The 1,671-nt window shown below is 72.9% G+C and carries 1 protein-coding gene; it reads right to left on the reverse strand.

Features of this window, described 5'->3' with window-relative positions; translation table 11 throughout:
• On the reverse strand, positions 1–1,671 hold a 1,671-nt coding region (locus TU30_RS00020), incomplete at both ends, for a polyketide synthase (RefSeq protein ID WP_042162958.1).

The raw sequence follows: 1,671 nt of genomic DNA on the forward strand, positions 1-1,671 counted from the left end.
GGCGGTCGAGCCGCCGTCCCGCGCGGTGCCGTGGAGGACGGCCGGGGACGACTCCCCGCGGGCGAGCGTCCGCAGCCCGTCAAGCAGGTCGTCACGGTCGGCACCGAGTACGACGGCGCGGGACTCCAGCACGGTGCGGGAGGTGGCCAGTGCGTAGGCGGTGTCCAGCGGGTCCTGGTCCGGGCGGTCCGTGAGATGGGTGAGCAGTCGTCCGGCCTGGACGCGCAGCGACTCGGTGGTCACGGCGGACACGGTCCACGGCAGCGGGGGCGTCGGGCGTGCGGTGCCGTCGCCGTCCGCGGGTCGCGGCCTGGCGGCCGGGGCGGGTGCGGGGGCCTGTTCCAGGACGACGTGCGCGTTGGTGCCGCTGAGTCCGAATGCGGAGACACTCGCACGGCGCGGGTGTGCGGCGTCCGGCCACGGCTGCTCCTCGACAACCAGTTCCGCCTTGCCCTCGGTCCAGTCGACGTGCGGTGAGGGCCGGTCGACGTGCAGGGTGCGCGGCACGGAGCCGTGTTCCATGGCCATCACCATCTTGATGACGCCGGCGACACCGGCGGCGGCCTGGGCGTGCCCGATGTTCGACTTGATGGAGCCGAGCAGCAGCGGCCGGCCGGACGGACGGTCCTGACCGTAGGTGGCGAGCAGCGCCTGCGCCTCGATCGGGTCGCCCAGGGTCGTGCCCGTACCGTGGGCCTCGACGACGTCGACCTCGGAGGCGGCCACGCCGGCTGCCTCGAGCGCCTGCCGGATGACGCGCTGCTGCGAGGGCCCGTTGGGGGCGGTGAAACCGTTGGAGGCGCCGTCCTGGTTGACGGCGGTGCCCCGGACGACCGCGAGGACGCGGTGCCCGTTGCGTACGGCGTCGGAGAGGCGCTCGACGAGGAGGACGCCTACGCCCTCGGACCAGCCGACGCCGTCGGCCGCGCCCGCGAACGCCTTGCAGCGGCCGTCCACGGACAGGCCGCGCTGTCGGCTGAACTCGACGAACATGCCCGGCGTGGACATCACCGTGGCACCGCCGGCCACCGCGAGCGAGCACTCGCCCGAGCGCAGCGCCTGGACCGCGAGGTGCAGGGCGACGAGGGAGGACGAGCAGGCGGTGTCGACGGTGACGGCCGGGCCTTCCCAACCGTACGTGTACGACAGCCGGCCGGACACGACACTGCCGCCTGCTGTGCCGGAGGGCGACACGTTGAGGGCGTAGTCGTGGTACATCACTCCGGCGAACACGCCGGTGCGGCTGCCCTTGAGCGAGGCCGGGTCGATGCCCGCACGCTCCAGGGCCTCCCAGGACGTCTCCAGGAGCAGTCGCTGCTGCGGGTCCATGTAGAGGGCCTCGCGCGGCGAGATACCGAAGAATCCGGGGTCGAACTGGGCGGCGTCGTAGAGGAAGCTGCCCCGACGGGTGTAGCTCTTGCCTTCCGCGCCGGGCTCCGGGTCGTACAGGCCCTCCAGGTCCCAGCCGCGGTCGTCCGGCATGTCGGAGACGGTGTCGACGCCGTCGGCGACCAGTCGCCACAGGTCCTCGGGCGAGGTCACTCCACCCGGATAACGGCAGGCCATCCCGACGATGGCGATCGGCTCGTTGTCAATGGGCCGCGCACTCACGTCCGTTCGGCCGGAAGCGGTGGACCGGAGGGCTGGGCCCGCGAGCTTCTCCTCGATGTG

Origin of the sequence: Streptomyces sp. NBRC 110035 (genome assembly GCF_000829695.1) — a bacterium.
GTDB lineage: Bacteria > Actinomycetota > Actinomycetes > Streptomycetales > Streptomycetaceae > Streptomyces.